Annotated in this window: 21 protein-coding genes, 2 tRNA genes and 1 pseudogene; 14 read left to right on the top strand and 10 right to left on the bottom strand. The window is 61.1% G+C overall.

Translation table 11 applies throughout. The features are described 5' to 3' along the window. Window positions 1-68: 68 nt before the first annotated feature. The 5 genes from DVR09_RS14165 to DVR09_RS14185 are packed head-to-tail and all read left to right on the top strand — an operon-like array spanning window position 69 to window position 5,985. On the top strand, window positions 69-851 hold the full coding sequence (locus DVR09_RS14165; protein ID WP_115417619.1) for a FadR/GntR family transcriptional regulator: 783 nt from the start codon (window positions 69-71) through the stop codon (window positions 849-851). Between the two features lie 5 nt (window positions 852-856). Continuing rightward, the gene (uxaC, locus tag DVR09_RS14170; protein WP_115417620.1) at window positions 857-2,257 is read left to right on the top strand and encodes a glucuronate isomerase; all 1,401 of its coding nucleotides are present in this window, start codon (window positions 857-859) and stop codon (window positions 2,255-2,257) included. Window positions 2,258-2,283: 26 nt separating this feature from the next. Next, window positions 2,284-3,630 (top strand): mannitol dehydrogenase family protein, encoded by a 1,347-nt coding sequence (locus DVR09_RS14175; protein WP_115417621.1) that lies wholly within the window; start codon window positions 2,284-2,286, stop codon window positions 3,628-3,630. Next, the gene (locus DVR09_RS14180; protein WP_115417622.1) at window positions 3,627-5,069 is read left to right on the top strand and encodes an alkaline phosphatase; all 1,443 of its coding nucleotides are present in this window, start codon (window positions 3,627-3,629) and stop codon (window positions 5,067-5,069) included. The genes DVR09_RS14175 and DVR09_RS14180 overlap by 4 nt, the downstream gene beginning before the upstream one ends. A gap of 7 nt (window positions 5,070-5,076) precedes the next feature. After that, window positions 5,077-5,985 (top strand): LysR family transcriptional regulator, encoded by a 909-nt coding sequence (locus tag DVR09_RS14185; RefSeq protein ID WP_115417623.1) that lies wholly within the window; start codon window positions 5,077-5,079, stop codon window positions 5,983-5,985. Here the strand turns inward: DVR09_RS14185 and DVR09_RS14190 are convergent. The 4 genes and pseudogenes from DVR09_RS14190 to DVR09_RS14205 all read right to left on the bottom strand — a co-directional run bounded on the left by DVR09_RS14190 (window position 5,961) and on the right by DVR09_RS14205 (window position 7,217). Beyond that, complete coding sequence (locus DVR09_RS14190) at window positions 5,961-6,200, bottom strand: DUF2274 domain-containing protein (protein ID WP_115417624.1); 240 nt, start codon at window positions 6,198-6,200, stop codon at window positions 5,961-5,963. The genes DVR09_RS14185 and DVR09_RS14190 overlap by 25 nt on opposite strands. Further along, a pseudogene (locus DVR09_RS14195) lies at window positions 6,197-6,499 on the bottom strand (TraB/TrbI/VirB10 family type IV secretion system protein); the annotation flags it as partial. The gene DVR09_RS14190 and the pseudogene DVR09_RS14195, both read right to left, overlap by 4 nt. 534 nt (window positions 6,500-7,033) lie before the next feature. After that, a tRNA-Thr gene (locus tag DVR09_RS14200) sits at window positions 7,034-7,109 on the bottom strand. Between the two features lie 34 nt (window positions 7,110-7,143). Beyond that, window positions 7,144-7,217: transfer RNA gene (locus tag DVR09_RS14205), tRNA-Cys, on the bottom strand. Between the two features lie 126 nt (window positions 7,218-7,343). Between DVR09_RS14205 and DVR09_RS14210 the strand changes: the two genes are divergently transcribed. Beyond that, window positions 7,344-8,123 (top strand): acyl-CoA thioesterase, encoded by a 780-nt coding sequence (locus DVR09_RS14210; RefSeq protein WP_115417625.1) that lies wholly within the window; start codon window positions 7,344-7,346, stop codon window positions 8,121-8,123. A gap of 37 nt (window positions 8,124-8,160) precedes the next feature. Here the strand turns inward: DVR09_RS14210 and DVR09_RS14215 are convergent, their stop codons facing one another. Together DVR09_RS14215 and DVR09_RS14220 are read right to left on the bottom strand one after the other, a co-directional pair. Beyond that, window positions 8,161-8,388, bottom strand: coding sequence for a hypothetical protein (locus DVR09_RS14215; RefSeq protein ID WP_234041478.1), 228 nt, complete (start codon window positions 8,386-8,388; stop codon window positions 8,161-8,163). A gap of 336 nt (window positions 8,389-8,724) precedes the next feature. Continuing rightward, window positions 8,725-9,285, bottom strand: coding sequence for a hypothetical protein (locus DVR09_RS14220; RefSeq protein WP_115417627.1), 561 nt, complete (start codon window positions 9,283-9,285; stop codon window positions 8,725-8,727). Window positions 9,286-9,690: 405 nt separating this feature from the next. On the opposite strand from DVR09_RS14220, the gene rsgA reads away from it, so the two are divergent. Both rsgA and DVR09_RS14230 read left to right on the top strand, forming a co-directional pair. After that, window positions 9,691-10,782 carry a ribosome small subunit-dependent GTPase A gene (gene rsgA / locus DVR09_RS14225; protein WP_115417628.1) on the top strand — a complete coding sequence of 364 codons (1,092 nt, stop codon included), beginning with the start codon at window positions 9,691-9,693 and terminating at the stop codon, window positions 10,780-10,782. After that, window positions 10,779-11,534, top strand: coding sequence for a VOC family protein (locus tag DVR09_RS14230; protein WP_115417629.1), 756 nt, complete (start codon window positions 10,779-10,781; stop codon window positions 11,532-11,534). The genes rsgA and DVR09_RS14230 overlap by 4 nt, the downstream gene beginning before the upstream one ends. A 61-nt stretch (window positions 11,535-11,595) precedes the next feature. Here the strand turns inward: DVR09_RS14230 and DVR09_RS14235 are convergent, their stop codons facing one another. The 3 genes from DVR09_RS14235 to DVR09_RS14245 form a co-directional block, all read right to left on the bottom strand. Beyond that, window positions 11,596-12,390, bottom strand: coding sequence for a crotonase/enoyl-CoA hydratase family protein (locus DVR09_RS14235; RefSeq protein WP_115417630.1), 795 nt, complete (start codon window positions 12,388-12,390; stop codon window positions 11,596-11,598). Between the two features lie 79 nt (window positions 12,391-12,469). Then, window positions 12,470-13,150: a winged helix-turn-helix domain-containing protein gene (locus DVR09_RS17700; RefSeq protein ID WP_234041479.1), complete on the bottom strand. Its 681-nt coding sequence runs from the start codon at window positions 13,148-13,150 to the stop codon at window positions 12,470-12,472. A gap of 102 nt (window positions 13,151-13,252) precedes the next feature. Further along, window positions 13,253-14,440 carry an LL-diaminopimelate aminotransferase gene (locus DVR09_RS14245; protein ID WP_115417631.1) on the bottom strand — a complete coding sequence of 396 codons (1,188 nt, stop codon included), beginning with the start codon at window positions 14,438-14,440 and terminating at the stop codon, window positions 13,253-13,255. 135 nt (window positions 14,441-14,575) lie between these two features. Between DVR09_RS14245 and DVR09_RS14250 the strand changes: the two genes are divergently transcribed. The 3 genes from DVR09_RS14250 to clpS all read left to right on the top strand — a co-directional run bounded on the left by DVR09_RS14250 (window position 14,576) and on the right by clpS (window position 17,926). Further along, window positions 14,576-16,441, top strand: a complete 1,866-nt coding sequence (locus DVR09_RS14250; RefSeq protein WP_115417632.1) for a PHA/PHB synthase family protein — start codon at window positions 14,576-14,578, stop codon at window positions 16,439-16,441. 107 nt (window positions 16,442-16,548) lie between these two features. Next, window positions 16,549-17,355: a phasin family protein gene (locus tag DVR09_RS14255; RefSeq protein WP_115417633.1), complete on the top strand. Its 807-nt coding sequence runs from the start codon at window positions 16,549-16,551 to the stop codon at window positions 17,353-17,355. A 208-nt stretch (window positions 17,356-17,563) separates the two neighbouring features. Next, window positions 17,564-17,926, top strand: coding sequence for an ATP-dependent Clp protease adapter ClpS (gene clpS, locus DVR09_RS14260; RefSeq protein WP_174223761.1), 363 nt, complete (start codon window positions 17,564-17,566; stop codon window positions 17,924-17,926). Window positions 17,927-17,930: 4 nt separating this feature from the next. Here clpS and DVR09_RS14265 read toward each other — a convergent pair whose 3' ends face one another. Continuing rightward, on the bottom strand, window positions 17,931-19,202 hold the full coding sequence (locus tag DVR09_RS14265) for a hypothetical protein (RefSeq protein WP_162814987.1): 1,272 nt from the start codon (window positions 19,200-19,202) through the stop codon (window positions 17,931-17,933). A gap of 199 nt (window positions 19,203-19,401) precedes the next feature. On the opposite strand from DVR09_RS14265, the gene DVR09_RS14270 reads away from it, so the two are divergent. The 3 genes from DVR09_RS14270 to DVR09_RS14280 are packed head-to-tail and all read left to right on the top strand — an operon-like array spanning window position 19,402 to window position 22,189. Further along, a complete protein-coding gene (locus DVR09_RS14270; protein ID WP_435867821.1) occupies window positions 19,402-20,568 on the top strand; it encodes an LptF/LptG family permease in 1,167 nt (388 codons plus the stop codon). An 8-nt stretch (window positions 20,569-20,576) separates the two neighbouring features. Further along, complete coding sequence (lptG, locus tag DVR09_RS14275) at window positions 20,577-21,674, top strand: LPS export ABC transporter permease LptG (RefSeq protein ID WP_115417635.1); 1,098 nt, start codon at window positions 20,577-20,579, stop codon at window positions 21,672-21,674. Beyond that, window positions 21,671-22,189: a GNAT family N-acetyltransferase gene (locus DVR09_RS14280; RefSeq protein ID WP_115417636.1), complete on the top strand. Its 519-nt coding sequence runs from the start codon at window positions 21,671-21,673 to the stop codon at window positions 22,187-22,189. Before lptG ends, DVR09_RS14280 begins: the two co-directional genes overlap by 4 nt. Window positions 22,190-22,242 lie beyond the last annotated feature (53 nt).

Raw genomic sequence — 22,242 nt, forward strand, 5'->3', positions numbered from 1 at the left:
TTGGCCTGCCATTTTGATTATATTGGTTAGACCAAAATGCAAGGTATCAATCGCTATGGAGTGCGATCATGGACAATCAAGGCACATCTCCTGCAGCCGAAATTGGGCAACCGGGTAGCAAGCGGCTCTATCAGAGCCTGGCGCGCAGGTTGATGGGTGACCTAGAGGCAGGACGGTATACGCTGGGCGAAAGGCTGCCCGCCGAACGCGATCTTGCGCAAACTTACGATGTCAGCCGCCCAACTGTCCGGGAAGCGATCATCGCGCTCGAAGTCCAGGGCTTGGTCGAGGTGCGGGTTGGCTCAGGTGCGTATGTGGTTAAGCTGCCTGGAGACAAAGACAATATCGCCTTCGGCATCAGCGCGTTCGAATTGACTGAGGCGCGTTTGCTTATCGAAGGTGAGGCCGCCGCGCTCGCTGCCACACAAATCAGCCCCGCAGAACTCGATGAGCTTCGCCAACTGGTTGCACAGATCGACGCAGAAAACGCTCAAACCGGAGGCAAAGAGGACGCGGATCGAAAATTCCATCTCGCGATTGCGGCCGCAACTCGCAACACGGCTGTCATCGATGCTGTTGCTCGCCTTTGGGCTATGCGCGAAACGTCGAAGGAAAGTGCTCTGCTGCACGCCAAAGCCAGGGTCGCCAATGTCAAACCCGTGGTTGACGAGCACAGCGCCATCCTTGCCGCCTTGGAGGCGAACGATCCGAAAGCCGCGCGCGCGGCGATGCGCGCACATCTCAGCGCCGTCCTCGACAGCCTGTTGTTCGCGACAGAAGAGCAGGCTGTCGCCCAAGCGCGCCAGGATATGGAGCAAAAACGCCAGCGCTATCAGCGAGCGATTGGATAGAGACTATGGTGAACCCGCTCGTGCTTCATCCCGATCGCCTTTTCCCGGTAGATCCGACAATTCGCAACATTGCACGCTCGCTCTATGCAAACGTGATCGATCTTCCGATCGTTAGCCCCCACGGTCATACCGATCCTGAATGGTGGGCGACGGACAATAGTTTCGGGAATGCGACCGAACTGCTGCTGCATCCCGATCACTACGTATTCCGCATGCTCTATTCGCAGGGAGTTGAACTTGAGGATCTGGGTATCGGAAATCCTGATGCCGACCCACGCAAAAGTTGGCGCCTTTTTGCTGAACGCTACCATCTGTTCCGCGGTACGCCGTCGCGGATTTGGCTCGATTGGGTTTTTGCCGAGAGCTTCGGGATCGATGTGCAACTCGGCGCGGATACGGCCGACTTCTATTACGAAACCATCACCAATGCGCTGGCAACCGATGCATTTAGACCGCGCGCCCTGTTCGAACGATACAATATCGAAGTTATCGCGACTACCGAAAGCCCTCTGGACGATCTTCGCCACCATCGAGCAATACGAGAGAGTGGCTGGGGTGGGCGCGTCATAACCGCCTATCGCCCCGATCCGGTGATCGACCCCGAATTCGAAGGCTTTCGCGACAACCTCGGGGTACTTGGCGACCTGACGGGCGAGGATTGCTTCAGCTGGCAGGGATATCTCGCTGCGCACCGCAAACGTCGAGCTTTCTTCGCGGAGATGGGTGCGACCTCGACCGATCACGGGCATCCGACCGCGCGGACTGCGGATCTCCCGACTGCGGAAGCCGAGGCGCTATTTGCCCGTGTGACAGGCGAGAACGTTCGAGCGGAAGATGCCGAGCTTTTTCGAGCCCAGATGTTGACCGAGATGGCCGGCATGAGCGTTGAGGACGGCCTCGTGATGCAGTTGCATCCGGGTGTCTATCGCAATCACAACCGCAAGCTCTTTGAACGCTTCGGACGGGACAAGGGTGCGGATATTCCGCTGCCTTGCGAATATGTCCACGCTTTGCGTCCCCTGCTAGACAGGTTCGGCAACGACACTGACTTCACCTTCATCCTCTTCACTTTGGATGAAACAACATATTCCCGGGAGCTAGCGCCCTTGGCTGGTCACTATCCGGCGCTGAAGCTGGGACCGGCCTGGTGGTTCAACGACAGTCCGGAGGGCATGCGTCGCTTTCGCGAAATGACCACCGAAACCGCCGGGTTCTACAACACTGTCGGCTTCAACGACGATACGCGCGCATTCCTCTCAATCCCTGCCCGTCATGATGTCGCGCGGCGTATGGATTGCGGTTTTCTGGCAAGGCTTGTGGCCGAGCACCGGCTTGACGAGTATGAGGCGGCAGAATTAGCCGTGGATCTCGCTTATAATCTGGCTAAGCAGGCTTACAAGTTGTGAGGCTGTCGACAGCCACTGCCGCAGGCATGCCCGAAACTGTCAGTCGTCCGGGCTATGACCGCAAGCAACAGACACGTGGAATCGTTCATTTCGGTTTGGGGGCATTCACACGCGCCCATCAGGCGGCCTATACCGATGAGGCGATGAACGCTGGCGATGCTGGCTGGATGATCACCGGCGTGTCTCTGCGTTCACCTACGGTAGCTCAGCAGATGAATCCACAGGATGGGCTCTATCTAATAGCGGAGCGATCAGGGAACGGAACACACTATCGCCTGGGCAAAGCCATTCGCGATGTACTGGTCGCATCAGAAAGCCCCGAAGCGGTGATCGAAGCGCTTGCTGATCCTGAGACACGGATTGTCAGCTTCACCGTAACCGAGAAAGGTTATTGTCGCGCGCCGGATGGCTCGCTCGATTTGGAACTAGCGCGACAGCGCAGCTTCTATCCCTTGCTTGCAAATGCCTTGCGCCTTCGGAAAGAAACCAGCGCAGGCGGCGTGACGCTGCTCAGCTGTGACAATCTGGCAGGCAACGGTGCGGTGCTGGGGCGTCTGATGGGGCAGTACCTAGAAACCGAGGCCGCCGATCTGGTCGACTGGTTCGCCGCGCACTGCACCTGTCCTTCGACCATGGTCGACCGCATCGTGCCGGCGACGACAGACCAAGACCGGAATTCAGCTCAGCAGGACGCTGGGCTGCGAGACGAAGCGCTGGTTGTAACAGAACCTTTCCGACAATGGGTCATCGAAGATCGCTTCGCCGCCGGTCGGCCCAAGTGGGAAGATACCGGCGCACAACTTGTCTCTAATGTCGCGCCCTATGAAACCGCCAAATTGCGGATGCTAAACGGGGCACATTCCCTGCTGGCTTATTGCGGTCTCCAAAAGGGCTATACCTTCGTTCATGAGGCGATCGTCGATCACGCTTTGCGCGCTGCGGTTGAAGCTCTCATGGCGGAAGCTATCCCCACGATCGAGGCTGGACCGGATCAAGATCTGCAGGCTTACGCCGCCGCGCTCATCGAGCGTTTCGCCAATCCCGCGCTCAATCATCGCCTGGCCCAGATTGCCATGGATGGAAGTCAGAAAATCCCGCAGCGCTGGCTGGAGACACTTGAAGCTTCGCGGAAGATCGGTCGCAGCTGTCCGTCAATAATTTTAGGTCTCTCGGCCTGGGTTTTCCATCTGCGTGAAGCAACCCATGTTTCCGATCCGGCTTCAGAGGAACTAATCCGAGTTGCCTATGAGACCGATATGAACGCTATTTTCGACGCGCTTTTCGGTCCCGACGGATACTTCTCGGCGACGTGGTATCCTTGCGAGAGAGATCGGCAATCGTTCACGCGGATGTTGATGGAAAGCAGCGAATGAATCGGACCAAAGTGCTTATTGCGTTTCAGCTCTTAGTGGCTCTTGCGCTCAGTGGTTGCGTCGGAAATTCGTCCAGTCCTTCCCCCCCGGCCGGGCTTGGTCAGGTGCGGCCAGCCAAAAACGTTATTCTATTCATCGGTGACGGGATGGGCGTCTCAACCGTCACCGCGGCGCGGATCTATGACGGCCAGCAGCGCGGCGAGACAGGTGAAGAAAATCTGCTGAGTTTCGAGCGCTTCCCCGATATCGCACTGGTCAAGACCTATAATACCAACCAGCAGGTGCCTGACAGCGCCGGCACGGCTTCTGCCATGATGACAGGCGTAAAAACGCGCGCCGGGATGATTGGCGTGGGGCCGACAGCTCATCGCGGCGATTGCAGTGAAGCACAAGACAACATTCTTCCCAACGTTGCCGAACAATTGGCAGCAGGCGGCAAAGCCATCGGGATCGTCTCGACCGCACGGCTGACCCACGCCACCCCGGCGGCAGTCTACGGCCATGTCCCGGAAAGGGACTGGGAAGCGGACAGCAACATTCCGGCTGAGGAGCGCGCGCACGGCTGTCGCGATCTGGCAACGCAGCTGATGGAATTTTCTTTCGATGTCGCGCTGGGCGGTGGCAGGAGCAATTTCTTCGGTGAGGAGGCGGGCGGCAACCGGCTGAATGCAACATCCGACCTGCAAGATGACTGGGCCGCAAACACCGGCGGACACTACGTCACCAACGCTTCCGCGATGCACACCGTACCGCAGGATGGAAGGCCGTTACTAGGCCTCTTTTCCAGCAGCCACATGACTTACATGCTGGATCGCCAAGCGGACAGTAGCGAACCGACGCTGAGCGAGATGACCGCAACAGCCATCGACCGGCTCAGCCAAGATAGTGATGGCTATTTCCTAATGGTCGAAGGTGGCAGGATCGATCACGGGCATCACGAGGGTAGAGCAGCCTACGCGCTGGAGGAAGCGGTCGAGTTTTCCCGCGCCGTGCAGGTGGCGCTCGACATGGTCGATTTGTCGGACACCCTGATTTTGGTCACCGCCGATCACAGCCATGTCTTTACCATCGCGGGGTACCCAACTCGTGGGAACCCAATTCTCGGCCTTGCCATCGGCAATGACGAACGCGGTGAACCGACCGGCGAACCGATCCTCGCGACCGACGGCCATCCATACACCACGCTCGGCTACCAGAACGGCCCCGGCGCGACGCCGGGCCAGGCGCGTGGGGAACCGTCTGCCGATCTTAACGGTACGCAACAGGCTTTGGTCCCGACCGGCAGCGCTTTCGATAACACGCACCGTCTCTCTGAAACGCATGGCGGCGAGGATGTTGCTCTCTATGCAACCGGTCCGGGTTCCGAAGAGGCACGCGGCGTGATCGAGCAGAACCGCGTCTTTGACATCATCATGCGAGCACTCGGTTTCCAACACTGAATTCTCGATGACTCTCGACCTTCGCCAGCTTCGCTTTGCGGTGACGGCCGCTGACACATCCAGCTTCCTACGCGCGTCCAAGCAACTCAATGTAAAGCAATCAACGCTAAGCAAGAAAGTCGCAGCGCTTGAACATCGCCTCGGCATAACGTTGTTCGAGCGTTCGACACGTGGAGTGGTGCCGACTGATGCGGGGCGAGCCTTTCTTGAGGTGGCGCGCCGGATTGTAACCGACGCCGACAACTTGCTCACGACCGCCAAAGCGGTGACCTATGGCGAAGTGGGGCGCCTAATGGTTGGCTTCTCCAACTCGCTTAGCGCTGGCAATCTGAGACTTCTGCTCGGGGATGTCCTCGAACGATTTCCCGATGTCCAACTCGATGCAATAGAAACGGGCCCGGATCGAATGCTGTCAGGGTTGCAATCGCGGATCATCGATGTCGCGGTACACGCAAGCCAGTTGGAAGAGGCAGGAATTACAAAGCGTTGGCTCTGGTCGGAACGGCTGATGCTCGCATTACCAAGTGAAAACAAGCTGAGCGAACAGGACACGATATTCTGGACCGATCTGCGCGCCTGTGTCTTTGTTCTTCCCACATCCTGTGCTGGGCCACGTATTGTCGAGGTTATTCGCCAGCGTTTGGGTGCGCACGGACTTTCGGCAAGTATCATCAGTCAAGAAACTAGCTTCGAAACGATCGTATCAATGGTGCCTTTTGGGAAGTTCATCACCATCGTTCCAGAAAGCGCGACGGGTGCCAAGCGACCTGATATCGCATTCCGTGAGATCGCCGAACCAACAGGCGCCGCGCATCTCAATTTCGCCGCCTGGTGGCGCGAGGACAATGACAATCCCGCCCTCGCGCGCTTCTTCAAATTGGTTGATGAGCGCTACCCGCTTGCAATCAGCGCGTGACGGGCTCGTCGTGCTTTCGCGAACTCCCGGTCCGTAGCAATGAACCGCGCCAGCATGGGGGCTACCAGTTGCTCTGGCGCAGGCGCGCCCTGCTCTGCGCCACCATTCAATACCACAGCATAGTCGACCAGCTCGCTATGCAGCTTTGCCGGAATCTCGATGGTGAGCTTGACCGGCTTTTCATCGGTGATGTCGGAGAGCTTGAGCCGGGTCACGCACCACTCTCCAGCACAATGTCGCGCGTTACCAGAACCTTCACCGGAAAGCCGGGGCGGATCGTCAGCGTCGGACGGATATTCAGTTCGCGCGCGACAATCTGCTCGCCGGCACGGCCCGCGCTGTCCTGACTACCAAGGCGCAAGGCCCGCACCAGATCGCCGTCGCTACCTGTTCCAAGCTCACTCCCGATACCGAGCAAAGTCGAAACCAGCGCGGCCTTCATCACGCCGCCCCAATGGTAATCGACTCCGTCTTCGAGTCCTGCATAGCCGGAAGGATCAGCAGCAGGCTGGCGCTAGCAACCTGCTCATGCCCTCAATGATGCCGAGCGACCAGCGAATTGCCAGGAACAGGAAATCTCGCACCCTGAATAGAGGTGTGTTCGGCAGATGCAGGGATCATCCGCCCCGGCGGGGCCTGTCGTCCCGAAGGATGATCCCGACAATCATGCAAGCCGCAATCAGAGTGCGCGCGGGGCCAAAAAACAGAAACGCCGCGCCCTTAGGAGCAGGCCGCAAGGCCGGCGGGACAGAGCGCGTCAACAGCCCCGTTCCGCTTTACGGGGCGTTGCGGGGTGTCCCCGCCGAAGGGGTAGCCGGAGACAGCGAAGCGGCTCCGGCTCAGGGGAAGGCTTTCCCCAAAAGACCCAAAATTTGATGACAAAAGAGACGGACCCGAGAATGCGTGATGCCGAAGAAAGGAACTTACCGCAAAAAACCGTCAGGTCACCTTGCTTACATTATGCTTACACCAACCAAATTGAACGCTCGTGTAAGCAGATTTGCAACGCCAGAGATTCTCTTAAGCCTTTAATATAATGTGAGAAAAATGGTGCCGCTTACAGGACTCGAACCTGTGACCCCATCATTACGAATGATGTGCTCTACCAACTGAGCTAAAGCGGCACTTCCTCCCCGCGCTCCGCTGCACCGGGAAAAGTGGAGGCCCGAGCCGGAATCGAACCGGCGTGCAAGGATTTGCAGTCCTCTGCGTAACCACTCCGCCATCGGGCCTCGCCCTTGCCTCTCGGCACGGGAAGCGGCGCACTAGCGATTCTCTGCCCTAAAGGCAATCGCGCTTTCACGCCTTACGTAACGTCAGTCTGGACGCGCGGCGCGATAGTGGCAATGACCTTGTGCATGAGCATTGCCAACCTCCTCGATCCGATCACCGCAAACGGCGGAGAAACCCGCTTTTCCGGCCTCGACCACTGGATGCAGGGAAGGACGCTCTATGGCGGGGCCTCAGCGCTGATCGCCTATACCGCGGCGACCCGCGCCTTTCCCGACCTGCCTCCCTTGCGCGCAGCGCAGGTGGCCTTCGTCGCGCCGACCGGCCCCGAGGTCGAGCTGCGGCGCGAGGTCGTGCGGCAGGGGCGCAATGTCGCGCAGGTGAAGAGCGAAATCTGGTGCGAAGGGCAATGCACGCTCACCGCTTTCTGGCTGTTCGGCACCGAGCGCGAGGCGAATGCGGTGCATGATGCCGCCCCGGTTGCCGACTGGCCCGGTGCGCCCGAAGATGCCGAACCCGCGATGCACGGCAAGGGTCCGGCCTTCATCCAGAACAACTTCGAAATCCTGCGCGCGCAGGAAATGCAGGGGCCGGGCGAACCGGTGGTGCGCCGCTGGGCGCGGTTGACGGACCGCGAGGGGCTCGACCCGATAAGCGAGTTGATCCTGCTGGGCGATGTCCTTCCGCCGGGAGCGATGCGCGCGATGCAGCGGCAAGGCCCCATCAGTTCGATCAACTGGAGCTTCAACCTGCTCGAGCCCGAGCCGGAAACTCGCGATGGTTGGTGGATGAGCGAGAATGCCAGCCAGCACGCCGCGCATGGCTATTCCAGCGAAAGACTGCGGCTGTGGAATGCCGATGGTAAGCAGATGCTCGATGGCATGCAGTGCGTGGCGGTGTTCGGGTAAGGGGGTGGAAGGGGCAGGCAGGGCCTGCCCCAAGGTTTCACGGCGCGTCGCAATTACCGTAGGTTACGCGATAATTGGACGACGACGTCACGCCTTCCGAAACTTCCCAACCATTGCAATAGACCGTGAAGGTCCCGATCACTGCACCGCTATTGTCCAGATATGTGTAGCGGATGTGAAAGTCGTGGTTCGGATATGCCGCGGCAGGTGCGGAAGCTGCCGCCAGAGCTGCGGCTACTACGCCCATAACACTCTTTTTCATCATCACTCTCCTAACAGCCAGACTATTGCTGGCGATTTATACTTTATCATCCAGATGGATTCGGCACAAACCCCTTTCATATATTTTCTCTTATAGTTAATTCTATCGTCATACTTATTGGGATGCATTTTCCCAATCACGTCATTTCGCATGGGCTCTAGATTGCCGATGGCCGGAAGGGCGACATGCAGTCCTATTCCTGGCGTTTCGCGGCTGACACGACATCGCGGTGACAAAGGCGACAGTGCGTCACCCGTCATTTTCGGCCTGCAAACTTCTGAAATTTCGAGATTACCGTGCATTTTCGCGAGGGTGACAGATGGTATGACGCCCCGCCCCCTACCCATCCCCCTCATAGCGCGCGTCGAGTTCCTCGTTACTGTCGTCGAGCCAGTGTTCCGGCCCCCGCTCGACCCGGTCGGCAAGCGCAGCGAGATCGCCGGTTTCGAAGGCAGAGGCAGGATTCCCATCGTCGATCGGGGGCCTGACGAAATGTCCGCGCATGGCGATCAGCGCCAGCGTCAGCCGCTCGTCATAGCGGCGCGAGGTGCCGACCAGCTCGCCATTGTAGTAATGGGGGACCTCGACCCCGTTGAGCGCCCGGTCGAGCGCGGCCTCGGCGAGCACGTCGAAGCGCGAGACGAAGGCAGCCTCCCACCCCTTGTCGAACGGCGTGCCACGCAACCGCGCGCGCAGGCGATAGGCCGATTGCCGACTCATGCCGACAGCGCGCGCCGCAGCCGAGACATTATGGGTCGCCCCCAGCTCTCGCAGGAAGGCTGACTGTTTCGCGGGCGTCCAGCCATCGTGGCGGGCGGTGCGGGAGGTTGCGGGGAGAAGCGCCGAAGCAGCATCGTCACTGCCCTGCGCAAACGAAACGGGGTGCGGTTGGTCTGTCATCCGCAAGGTTAAGGCAAATTCGGCGCGAGTAGGAAAGGGGGTTTCGGTGGACGAGGGAAGCGGCGCACCGGGCTACAACTCTGGATGGCGTCTATGCGTGGGAAACGGACCGTCTGGTTTTGGTCCGGCAACACGGCAAATCGGTGCGTGCCGATGTTGCTGCTCACTACATACCACCCGACCCCTGAGCCTTGAATTCCGGCGGAGAGAGGACTAAGTTCGAAACAGGAAAAGTGGAGCTTTGATGTCCCGGTGAAGTGGGGAGGAAAACCATTCCTCCCGGTGCAAATCTAACGAAGCGTGAACGTTGCCAAGTCCGTCTTGGCGACCGCTGATTTGCGACCTCAGAACCTTCTGACACTTTACGCCCGAGCAGTGCTTGCGGCGACATGAAAGCTATTCACAATGACCAAGGATTACTCTGTCTTTCTTCCGCCCAGGAATGCGGGCGCCCCCATCCAGCGACAACCGACAGTACTGGAAACACTGGGCTGGCAACCCTTCTTCTCTCAACAGGTCAGCGCAGACGAGCTGTCTCGAACTCCGCCCGTCCGCATCGTCGAAATTCACCGCAGCGCGCTGCATGTGGTTGGTGATAATGTCGACCGGACAATCGTGCCGATAGAAGGCGCTGCTGTCGGCGATTGGATAATGCTGAATCCCGAGCGACCGGGCGCGAGCCGCATCCTCGCCAGAAAGAGCCTGATCAAGCGGCGTGCACCGGGAACCGACCGGCGACTGCAGCTCATCGCTGCCAATATCGAAACGATTTTCGTCGTCTCGTCGTGCAACCAGGATTTCAACATCGCACGCTTGGAGCGCTACATCGCCATTGCTTTCGAAGCAGACATCGCGCCGGTCATCGTCTTGACGAAATCCGATCTGGTTGACGAGACCGACAACTATCTGGCCAAGGCTCAGGCGATCTCCGATCTGGTCCCGGTCGTTGCCCTCGATGCACGCGGCGACGAGCCGAAAACGAAGCTCGGCCCTTGGTGCAAACCGGGCCAGACTGTCGCGTTTCTCGGCTCGTCGGGTGTCGGCAAATCGACCCTCACGAATGCTCTGGCCGGAAGCGATGCAATCGCCACTCAACCGATACGAGAAGACGATGCAAAGGGTCGCCACACAACCACGCGCCGCCAGTTGCACCTGATCCCCGGCGGCTGTGTCGTTCTCGATACGCCGGGAATGCGAGAGCTTCAGTTGACCGACGCAGCCCTCGGCATCGACACTGTATTTGCCGATCTCCACGCGCTTGCATCCCACTGTCGATTCAAGGATTGCCAGCATGTTTCCGAGCCGGGATGCGCAGTCCTGGAGGCCATTGAGCTCGGCGACATCGAAGAGGCCCGGCTGACCCGCTGGCGCAAGCTCAAGGCGGAAGAGGCCTTCAACAATACCAGCCTCGCGGAACGCAGGTCAAAAGACAAAGAGTTCGGGAAGATGGTCCGGCGGATCAAGAAAGCCAAATTCGACCAAGGAGATGCATCATGAACGCGGACAAGATCGGTCGGATCATCTGGCATGACCTGTTCTCGGGTGACCGCCAGCGCTCGATGGAGTTTTATCGGCGCGTGGCTGGTTGGCAGTATAAGACCGAGCATGCCACCGACTTCGCGTGGGGCGGCGGCGAGAAGGAGTTTATCCTCGCGCTACTGGATGACGAAGCAGGTGCCGGCATTGCACAGACACCTGAAGCATTTCCGAATAGCTGGATCGCCTATGTGGAAGTCGCGGACGTCGACGCGGCGTGCGCTCAGGCCGAGAAACTCGGCGGAACCATCCTGCGCGAACCCTTCGAGGTTCCGGGAGTGGGTCGCAACGCGTTGCTGCGGGACCCTGCTGGCGCGCTCATTGGCTTGGCGCTCTCCCGCCATGACTACCCAGCTCCGGCGCGGCAGTTTGGACCGGAAGTCTATCTGGCGGGGCAGTCCGAATTCCCAACTGCGTTCTACTCGAAACTGTTCGACTGGACTCTTTCAACCGAACCGAACGGGGCTGATGGAGATCGCCGCATCGTCGGATCCTCCCCAACCGAGATCGCACGCTATGTGATTGGCGGCATCAAGGATGCAGAGTCAGCCTGGCTCCCTGGCGTGCGTGTCGCCGACGCTCGATCCGCCGCGCGGGAAGCCACGTTGCTAGGAGCCCAACTGCTTGAAGGCGAGCCATCCAGAGACCGGGCGAGTAGTCTTTTGCTCATGCGTGATCCGGACGGTGCGTCGATATCCTTGATGGAGATCTAGTGTAGGGCACGATCCATTGCGGTCTCGAATGTCCGCAATGGATCGTCAGCCGGCTCCCCACTCACCCGAACTTCGGCGCGCGTTTCTGCATTTCCGCCATCACCGCCTCCACCTGGTTGGGTGTCCGGATGATGTCGCCCTGCTCGACGCTTTCGGCCATCAGGATCGCATCCTCGCCCTCTTCCTGCATCACCTTGAACAGGCGCTTGGCACCGCGAATGGCGTCGGGGTTCTTGTTCGCGATGGTTTCGGCGATGGCGGTGGCGCGGGCGAGCGGATCGTCCTCGACCATGGTGGCAAAGCCGAGGCCGAGCGCATCGGCACCGGAGAATTCGCGGTTGGTATAGGTCAGCTCGCGCAGCACATCGTCGCGCACCAGGCCGCGCCACAGGGCATAGCCGCCCATGTCGGGCACGAGGCCCCATTTCATTTCCATCACCGCCATGCGGGTTTCGGGATGGACCACGCGGATGTCCGCGCCGCTGGCGATCTGCAGCCCGCCGCCGAAGCACACACCGTGCACCGCGGCGATCACCGGCACGGGGCACTTGCGCCAGGTCATGGCGACTTCCTGCCACATATTGGCATTGCCATAGGTCCGTTCGGTGATCGGCTTGCGATCGGGATCGGGCGCGGCGGTGAAGTTCGACAAGTCGAGCCCGGCGCAAAAGGCGCGCCCTTCGCCCGACAGGACTACCACGCGCAGCCCCGCCATCTCGCGCAAGGCATTGCCCGCATCGATAATCGCGCCGAACTGGGCGGGGTCGAGCGCATTCATCTTGTCGCCGCGGGTGAAGCGCACCTGCGCCACGCCATTGTCGGCCAGATCGATGGAAACGCGGTCGTTGAAATTCATGGCTCTGCCTCTCGTCGGAATTGTCGCTTGCCGCCTTGGTACCTTACGTAAGCGTAAAGTCCAGCAGCGACGGGGCAGATCAGGCGCAATGCACGCGGATTTTCTCCGCCGCGGCTTCCGCCGCCGGGGAGGTGGCAAGGCAATAGCCGCCTTCAGGATGCGTCCGTACCAGCCAGTCGCAGCGCGCGACCGCCAGCTTTGCGCGCAGGCGCGATACATGGACCGCGAGCGAATTGGTTTCGGGCAGATGCTCCAGCCGCCAGACCTCGCGCATCAGACGCCCGTTCGACACTGGAATGCCGGGCGTTTCAGCCAACCTCCAGAACAGCTTGAACTCGCGTGGGTGCAGCCCCAGCCAACGTCCTTCGACCTTGCCGTCGCGGTGAAACAGGTCGAGCGTGACCGGACCTGCCGCCAGCCGCCGCGGCATGGCGCCTTCCGCGCCTTTGAGCCTCAGGAGCCGCGTGCCCAGTTCGACGAAGGCGATGCGGCTGCCCAACGCGTCGCCGAAGCCCCTGGCGAGCAGCCCGGCGCGTTCCGCCGGATCGTCGACGCCGATCGCGACGATACATGCCGGCCCTGCCAGATCGCGCCAATGTGGCAGCCTGCTGTCCAGCCGCCAATCGAGAACGCCGAGCCGGCGCATACAATCCCGCGCGCGGTGGGTTGCATGGTCCATCGACCAGTTCACGAGCCGCAAGTCCCAGCGTGCCGGGACCGAAGGACCGCGAGAAAGCCACTGGAGTTCTGGAAAAGTCATGTATCGTCCCTTCCCTCGGATAAATCCGAGAGTGAAGACAACGCATGTATTTGGGAACGGGGTTAGCGTAGAACTACTACCGTTCCGGATGTTTTTTCGGCGCTATCCGCGCGCGTGTTCGGCGAGGAAACGCTTTATATTGCGCGCGGCCTGGCGGATGCGCTGCTCGTTCTCGACCATGGCGATACGGACGTACCCCTCGCCTTCCTCGCCGAACCCGACCCCGGCCGCAACGGCAACCTCCGCATGCTGGAGCAGCTGTTTGGAAAATTCGAGGCTGCCCATGTCTTCGAAACCGGACGGAAGCTTCGCCCAGGTGAACATGCTGGCAGGCGGCGAAGGAATTTCCCAGCCCGCGCGCGCGAAGCTTTCGACCATCACGTCGCGCCGCTGCTGGTAACGCAGGCGGTTCTGTTCGACCACGTCCTGCGGCCCGTTCAAAGCGGCGCAGGCGGCGGCCTGGATCGGCGTGAAAGCGCCGTAATCGAGATAGCTCTTAACCCGCGTCAGCGCAGCGACCAGCTTCGTGTTGCCGACGCAGAAACCCATCCGCCAACCGGCCATGGAATAGGTTTTCGACATGGAAGTGAATTCGACCGCCACATCCTTTGCGCCGGGCACTTCGAGAATCGAGCGCGTGGGCTTGCCGTCATAATAAAGCTCGGAATAGGCGAGGTCGGAAAGCACCCAGACCCGGTTCTCTCGCGCCCATTCGACCAGTCGCTCGTAAAAGGCGAGGTCGACCGTCTCCGCCGTGGGATTGCTGGGATAGTTGACCACCAGCACGGTGGGGCGCGGCACGGTATAGGCCATCGCATTGTCGAGCGCCTTCCAGTAATATTCGTCGGGCGTCGTCGGCACGCTGCGAATGGTGGCGCCGGCTATGATGAAGCCATAGGTGTGGATCGGATAGGCCGGACTGGGCGCGAGGATGACGTCGCCCGGCGCGCTGATCGCGGTGGCCATGGACGACAGGCCCTCTTTCGAGCCCATGGTGACGACCACCTCGGTTTCGGGATCCAGCTCGACCCCGAAACGGCGCTGGTAATAATTCGCCTGCGCGCGTCTGAGGCCGGGGATTCCCTTGGATTGGGAATAGCCATGCGCGCTCGGTTTGGCGGCAACTTCGCACAATTTGTCGATGACATGCTGGGGCGGCGGCTGGTCCGGATTGCCCATGCCAAGGTCGATAATGTCGCGCCCGGCCTGCCGCGCGGCATGCCGCATCGCGTTGACTTCGGCGATGACATAGGGGGGCATGCGTTTGATACGATAGAATTCGTCGGACATTCAGGCCTCGTGGCGCGTTGAGTGAGTCACACTGATTACCTATTCACGGTGCAGGTGCAATCGGCCTAGATGCATGAAGGCGTGCAATATCCTATGGCCCGCACAACAGACGCTTGGCACCAGGCAGGAGCGAGAATGACCGAAGACGGCCCCGATCCCTTCACCAATATGTTCGAAGCCCCGGCAAAATTCGCGCGCGCCTTGTTCGCGCCGATGAGCGCGGCGAACGCGAATGCACCGCTGAGGCCCGAGGATATGCAGCACTGGGCCGAGGTCGGGACCAAGCTGCAATCCATGTGGATGGAATATCAGGCCGAACAGATGGCCAATCCGCAGGCGCTGGCCCCCTATTTCGATCCGTCGCGCTGGATGCGCATGGCAGAAGACTGGTATCGCCAGATGCCGATCGCCGACCCGGCGCAGCAGCAGGCGCTGATGCAGGAAGGCATGGCCCTGTGGCAGCAGGTGCTGGGGCAATACGGCCTGGGCGCGGACGGGCAGCCGGTGGCCGAAGGCGAGCCCGACCTACCGCGCAAGGACCGCCGTTTCGCCGACCCGCGCTGGCGCGCCCATCCCGCCTATGCGCTGATTCATCAGACCTATCTCTTCCTCGCCGAACGCGTCGCCGAGATGGTCGACCGGATGGAAGGCCTGTCCGACGACAAGCGCGAGCAATTACGCTTCACCACCCGCGCGATCACCGAAGCGGCAAGCCCGTCGAATTTTCCGCTGCTCAATCCGGTGGTGATGGAGCGCACACTCGAGACGCGGGGCGACAATCTGGTCAAGGGCATGGAGCACCTGCTGGCGGACCTGCGCCGCGGGCAGCTCTCGCACACCGATGCCAGCGCCTTCACCCTGGGCGAGAATATCGCCGTAACGCCGGGCAAGGTGGTCCACGAAACGCCGCTCTATCAGCTGATCCAGTATTCGCCGGCCACCGAGGAGGCAATGGCAACGCCGCTGGTGATCTTCCCGCCATGGATCAACCGCTTCTACATCCTCGATCTGAACGCCAAGAAGAGCTTCGTGCGCTGGGCGGTCGACCAGGGCGTGACCGTCTTCATGGTGAGCTGGAAATCGGCCGATGCCAGCATGAAGGACGTGATCTGGGACGATTACGTGCGCGGCCAGATCGATGCGATCGACCATATCCGCGAGCGGCTCGACGTGAAGAGCGTCCACACGATCGGCTATTGCGTTGCCGGCACTACGCTGGCGGCCACGCTTGCCCTGCTCCACCGCCGCGGCGAGCAGGACAAGGTCAAGAGCGCAACCTTCTTCACTGCGCAGGTCGATTTCGAAAAGGCGGGCGAGCTGCTCAATTTCGTCGACGACAACCAGCTCGGCATGGTCAAGGCGATGAGCGCCGACGGCTATCTCGACGGGCGCTACATGGCGGCGACCTTCAACCTGCTGCGCGGCACCGATCTGATCTGGAACTACGTCGTCAACAATTACCTGCTGGGAGAGGATTACCCGGCCTTCGACCTGCTCCACTGGAACGGCGATGTCACCAATCTGCCCGCCAAGTGGCACCAGCAATATCTGCGCGATCTCTACCGCGACAACAAGCTGGTCGAGGCCGATGCGCTGAGCGTGGACAACACGCCGATCGATCTCGGGATCGTCGAGACTCCGACCTATGTGCAGGCGGGGAAGGAAGATCACATCGCCCCTGCCGAAAGCGTCTGGAAAATCACCGAGCACTTCAAGGGGCCGCTCAAATTCGTCCTTGCCGGCTCGGGACATATTGCGGGCGTGGTCAATCCGCCGGAGGCAGGCAAATACCAGTACTGGACCAATGACGGCGCGCCCCGCAGCCTCGCCGAATTCCGCGAGGGGGCGGAAGAGCATCCGGGAAGCTGGTGGCCCGACTGGGTCGATTGGCTGCGCGCGCAGGACGGCGAAACCGTGCCCGCCAAGGGCAAGCGCAAGCCGGGCGGCAGAGGCGACAAAGTAATCGAAGATGCGCCGGGACGCTACGTCGCCACGCGCTAACGCGCTGAAAACACGGCCTGTCGCGAGTTATTGTGCGCTGCACAAAAATCGCTTGACTTCGCAGGTGCAATGCCTATTTTGTGCAGTGCAACAAAGCGAGGTTTCCCATGGCCGAGAGCCAGAGCAAGATCGATGCCGCTGCCGATAAGGCCTTTGCCGAGGCTGCGGAAAAGAAAACCGCCGATGCGGTGAATGCGAAAGCGGTCGAAAAGGCCGTGGAAGCGGACACCACGGCGCCGGTAAAGGCCGACGCCGTTGCCAAGGCCGTGGCGGCCGAGCCGAAGAAGGCCGCGCCGAACGCGCCGAAGAAGAAGGCTGCGCCGAAAAAGGTCGCCGCCAAGAAGGCCGCCCCGGCCAAGAAGCCGGTCGCAGCCAAAAAGATCAAGGCCGCCCCCAAGAAGGCAGCCACCGCCAAGGCGAAAGCCGCGAAGACCACCCCGATTTCCCATTTGAAGGACACCATCATGGCCACTGCGAAGAAAACCGCCGAAACCGAATACGCCGCCAAGGCACAGGAACTGGCTGCCGATGTGCAGACCCGCGCCAAGGCCGCCTATGACAAGGGCACCGAACTGACCAAGGACGCCGTCGAATTCCAGAAGGGCAATCTCGAAGCCATCGTCGAAAGCGGCAAGATCCTCGCCAGCGGTATGCAGGACATGGGCCGCACCTATGTCGAGGAAGCCAAGTCGGCTGCCGAAACCGTTCAGGAAGACGTCAAGAAGTTTGCCGCCGTCAAGTCGCCGACCGAGCTGTTCCAGCTCCAGGGCGAAATCGCCCGTCGCAACTTCGACGCGCTGGTTTCGACCACCTCGAAGAACACCGAAGCCATGCTGAAGCTCGCCAACGAAGCTTTCGCTCCGGTTTCGAACCGCATGAGCCTGGCTGCCGAAAAGGTCCGCAAGGCCGCGTAAGCGAACCACACAAGCTTCAATCCGCCGGACACTCTCTCCTCTCTCCCTCGTTCGGCGAATTGGACACCGCGGGCCGGATGGTTTCGAACCATCCGGCCCCTTTTTTGTCCGGTTCCTCAATGGAAAGGGCGCTTTCGCACCGATGCGCGCACTTGACCGTCGCTCACGCCTTGCGATTTGCAGGCGCGTTACGATAATGGCCCCAGCAATGATCCACGCCCTGCCCCCCTTCCCGATCCGCGCCGCCGACGGCGATGACGACTCCCATGAAGGCGACGGCCAGGTCGGCATTGCCACCAAGACCCGCGCCAAACCCAAAAAGCCGAGTCAGTACAAGGTGCTGCTGCTGAATGACGATTACACGCCGATGGAATTCGTCGTGATCGTGCTCAAGCGTTTCTTCCGCATGGATATGGAAGAAGCGACAAGGGTGATGCTCCACGTTCACCAGAAGGGCGTCGGCGTGTGCGGCATCTTCCCTTACGAGGTGGCCGAAACCAAAGTGAACCAGGTGATGGATTTCGCCCGCCAGAACCAGCACCCGCTGCAATGCACGCTGGAAAAGGCGTGATCCGCTACTGGCCGGGCGGCGGGGGCAGCTCCTCCCCGCGATAATCCCAGCCATTATACTGCTGAACGCAGCGATCGCGCGCATCCATCGGTTCGCGCCCGCGTTCGATCTGCCGTTCCATGCAGGAAATCACCCGCGCCCAGGCGCGTTCATAGGTGATGTCCTTTGTATAGGCATAGTCGAGCACCCAGGACGGGTCGGGCGTGGCGAACAGCACGGAGCTTTGCGGCGCGGCGATATTGACGATTTCGTCGTTCCCGCAGGCCTTGCGCAGGGCGCGCACATCCTCGCTGTCCTCGTCGTAGCCGTTCGGCCCGCCCCAGCTGCCCGGCTCGCCGATGCGGTAGACGCGATCCTCGTTACCGGTCCGCACGACGAGATAGCCTTGCTCGTCGAGGCCGAGCTGGGAATCGCGGGCGAACATCACCAGCGATTCGCCCGGCCGCCCACGCGCGTCGGCTATGCGGAAGCAGCCGTCTTCCAAGACCACGCGGCCCCGCCCCAAGGCGGTGAGGCGGATGGCGGCTTCGTTGTTCTCGCGCGGGAAGAGCCGCACTAGCGATTCCAGCGCGGGGGCGAGGAAAGGCTGGGGGCGCGGACCGGGGAAGCGGAAATCGAGCCGCGGGTCGGAGATATCCCAGCCCTTTTCGCGCGCTAGCTGGCGGAATTCGGCTTCCTCGATCCCGACCGCCAGTTCCAGCCGCCCTTCACCATCGCTGCCCATCATCGAAATAGTCGAGGCTTCCTCCTCCATACGCCTTGACCAGAGCTGCTGCAGCTCGGCGAGGTCGACCGGATCGACACCCGTGGTGACCGCGCGGAAACGCGGATCGCTGGTGTATTTCGCCAGCGTTGCGGGGCCATCGCGGTAGAACACGAATTCGCCCATGACGCCCGGATCGCGCACTAGCCGAACGGTGGAGAAATTGCCGGCTTCCGCGCTTTCGATCTCGGCGCGCAGGCGCTGGAATTCGCGCTGGAATTCAGCCGTGCCGTTGGCGCGCTCCCACGCCGCTGCCTGTTCCTCGGGTGTCCCCATCGAGGTTTGCCGGGCCAGCGTGTCGAGCGAGGTAGGCATGGGTGGCGGGATCTTCGGAAGCGCGCTGGGTGGCACGGCGCCGATGGTTGCAAAGCCACTTGCGCCGCGTTTCGCCCCTTTCGGAAGCGGCATGGTTGCCTGTAGTGCCGAAACCTCGTTCCGGCCCGTAATATCCGCTCCCCCTGAAACCGTGGTGCACGCGCCTGAAAGCAGGCACAGAATCAGCGCTGAACGCATTGCGATCTCTCTTTCACCACGCCTAACGCACAAAACCCGCCGCAGGGTCCGGATGGTCCGACCGAAAGCGCGACACAAGGGGCATGACCTCGCCGCAAAACCGCGCTAGAGCCAGGTGCAAAGGCAACTGACCGGCGAAACCTTGTTCAAATTCCTCCCCGCCATCGATCGCTATATCTTCCGGCTCGTCATAGTGCCGATGATGGGCGTGTTCGTGGTCGCGGCCTCGCTGCTGATCCTCGACAAGATGCTGCGCCTCTTCGATTTCGTGGCGGTCGAAGGCGGGCCGGTGGGCGTCGTCTTCAAGATGCTGATGGCGCTGATCCCGGAATATGCCAGCCTCGCCATTCCGCTCGGCCTGCTGCTGGGCATCCTGCTGGCTTTTCGCAAGCTGGCGACGTCGAGCGAACTCGATGTGTTTCGGGCGGTAGGTCTGGGCTATGGGCGGCTGCTGCGTGTGCCCTATCTGATCACCGCCATCCTGATGGCGCTGAACGTGGCGCTGGTGTTCTTCATCCAGCCGGTCAGCCGCTATTATTACGAACAGATGGAATATGAATTGCGATCGGGCGCGCTCGGTGCCTCGATCAAGGTCGGCGAATTCACGACCCTGGCCGATCGCATGGCGCTGCGGATCGAGGCGAGCGAGGATGACGGGCGCCGCCTGATGGGCATTTTCGCGCGCGTGGCCAACGATAAGGATCAGGTCCTGTCGATCTCGGCCAAGGAAGGGGCCTTCCTGGCCACGACCGACAATCCCGACACCATCATCCTGCGGCTGACCGACGGAACCATCGTCCAGGATACCGGCAGCAAGACCCCGCGCGTCCTCACCTTCACGCGCCACGATCTGCCGATCGATCTGCCTGCGATCGAGAAATTCCGCGCGCGCGGCGATGCCGAACGCGAATATATCCTGCCCGAACTGCTGCGTATCGGCTGGAGCGAGGGAGAACCGGAAGACAAGCGCGATGCAAGCCAGGCGAGCTTCAATTTCCGCCTGGTCGAGGTAGTGATGATGGCCCTGATGCCCTTGCTGGCCGTAGCCCTGGGCATACCGCCGAAACGATCGACCAGCGCGCTCGGCGTGTTCCTGTCGATCATCATGGTCGTCGCCTATCACAAGGTGAACCAATACGGGGAGGATATCGCCGCGCTCGGCCGGATCGATCCGATCCTGGCGCTATGGGGGCCGTTCTTCCTGTTCGCCGCCCTGATTGTATGGATGTATTGGCGCGTCGCCCATGTGCCGGGCGGCCAGGCCATCGGCGCGCTCGAAACCTGGTTCGGCAAGCTGACCAAGCGCCTCGGCAAACTGTTCAGGCGCCGCCGACACCTGCAGATCGACCTTTCGGCAGCCGAGTAGCCAACCTCATGCAGTTCGACTTCTTTCCCTCGCGCACGCTGACGCTCTACCTGGCGAAGATGTTCGCCGCACGCATCGTGGCGATGCTGTTCGTCCTGGTGCTGGTGCTGATGATGCTCGACCTGCTGTCGAACAGCGGCAAGATCCTCGCTGTAGCGGGCAATGGCCAGGGCGAATTGCTGACCTATGCGGGTCTCAGGATACCGCAGCTCATATCGCGCTTCCTGCCCTATTCGGTCCTGCTGGCGACGCTGATAACGCTGGTCACGCTGAACCAGAACAGCGAGGTGATCGCGATGAAGGCGGCCGGGCTTTCCGCGCATCAGGTGCTTGCGCCGCTATTGCTGACCGCGGGGCTCGTCTCGCTGTTCACCTTCGCCTTCAACGAACGCGTGGTCACCCGCGCGACCGAAACGCTGAAAGCGTGGGAGGCGGTCGATTACGGCCCGATCCCGACCGAAAGCGGCGTGCGGGCGAATGTCTATCTCAACGATAACGGCAATATCCTGACGGCGGCCTATCTCGCCGGGACGGGCGAGGCGATCGCAATGCGCAAGGTCACCTGGTACGAACGCAATGCCGAAGGGATGATCGTCGAGCAGATAGACGCCGATCGTGCGGTCTATGCCAATCCCGGCTGGCGACTCGAGGGCGTCACCCGGTTCCGCGTGCAGAGCGCGCTTACCGACACGCCGCAAGCCATGGTGGTGGGCGAAGGGCTCACTCCCGACCAGATCGACCTCGCCAAGATCGATTCCGATGCCGAGCCCTTCTGGGAGCTCACCCGGTCGATTGCCGAATTCGAAAGCGCCGGGCGGCGGACCGACGAATTGCGCGCGAAATGGTGGCACAAGATTTCCGGGCCACTATCCGCTTTCCTGATGCCTCTGCTGGGTGCCGTCGCGGCTTTCGGTCTGGCGCGTTCAGGGCAGCTTTTCGTGCGCGCGATTATCGGCATGGCGCTGGGCTTTGCCTATTTCGTGGTCGACAATGCCGCTCTCGCCATGGGCAGTTTTGGCGGCTATCCGCCTTTTCTCGCGGCCTGGGCGCCGTTCCTGCTGTTCCTGCTAATCGGTGAGACGGTCCTCGTGCGGACCGAGGAGTGAGCGATTTCTCCATTCGGTTGGCGCGGCTTGCCGACGCGGAGGCCCTGCCGGCGATCGAACGCGCGGCAGGCGAGCTGTTCCAAACCGTCGAAGGGCTGGCAGGCGTGGCCGGGATGCACGCCATTCCGGCCGAGGAGCAGCGGCGAATGATCCGCAAGGGCCATTCGCTGATCGCAGAGAGCGAGGGCGGGATCGTCGGCTTTCTGTCCACCGAACCTTTCGACCGCGAACTGCATATTCGCGAATTTTCGGTCCATCCGGAGCACCAGGGGCGCGGCATCGGAAGCGTGTTGCTGCGCGCCGTGGCGATCGATGCCCACAATAGCGGATTCCGCGCCATCACGCTGACGACATTCGGCGATGTGCCCTGGAACGGGCCGTTCTACGCCCGGCATGGCTTCGAGACGATTTCGGACCTCGACGCGCACCCCCGGCTCGCGGCGGACATCGAAACCGAGGTGGAGCATGGCTTGCCGCGGGACCGACGCATCGCGATGATAAAATTCTTGGTCTGACGGGAACCGCCTCAATTGCGGCGCATTGATGCCACAATATTGCCACAAAGGAG

This window comes from Erythrobacter aureus, from assembly GCF_003355455.1.
Taxonomy (GTDB): Bacteria; Pseudomonadota; Alphaproteobacteria; order Sphingomonadales; family Sphingomonadaceae; genus Qipengyuania; species Qipengyuania aurea.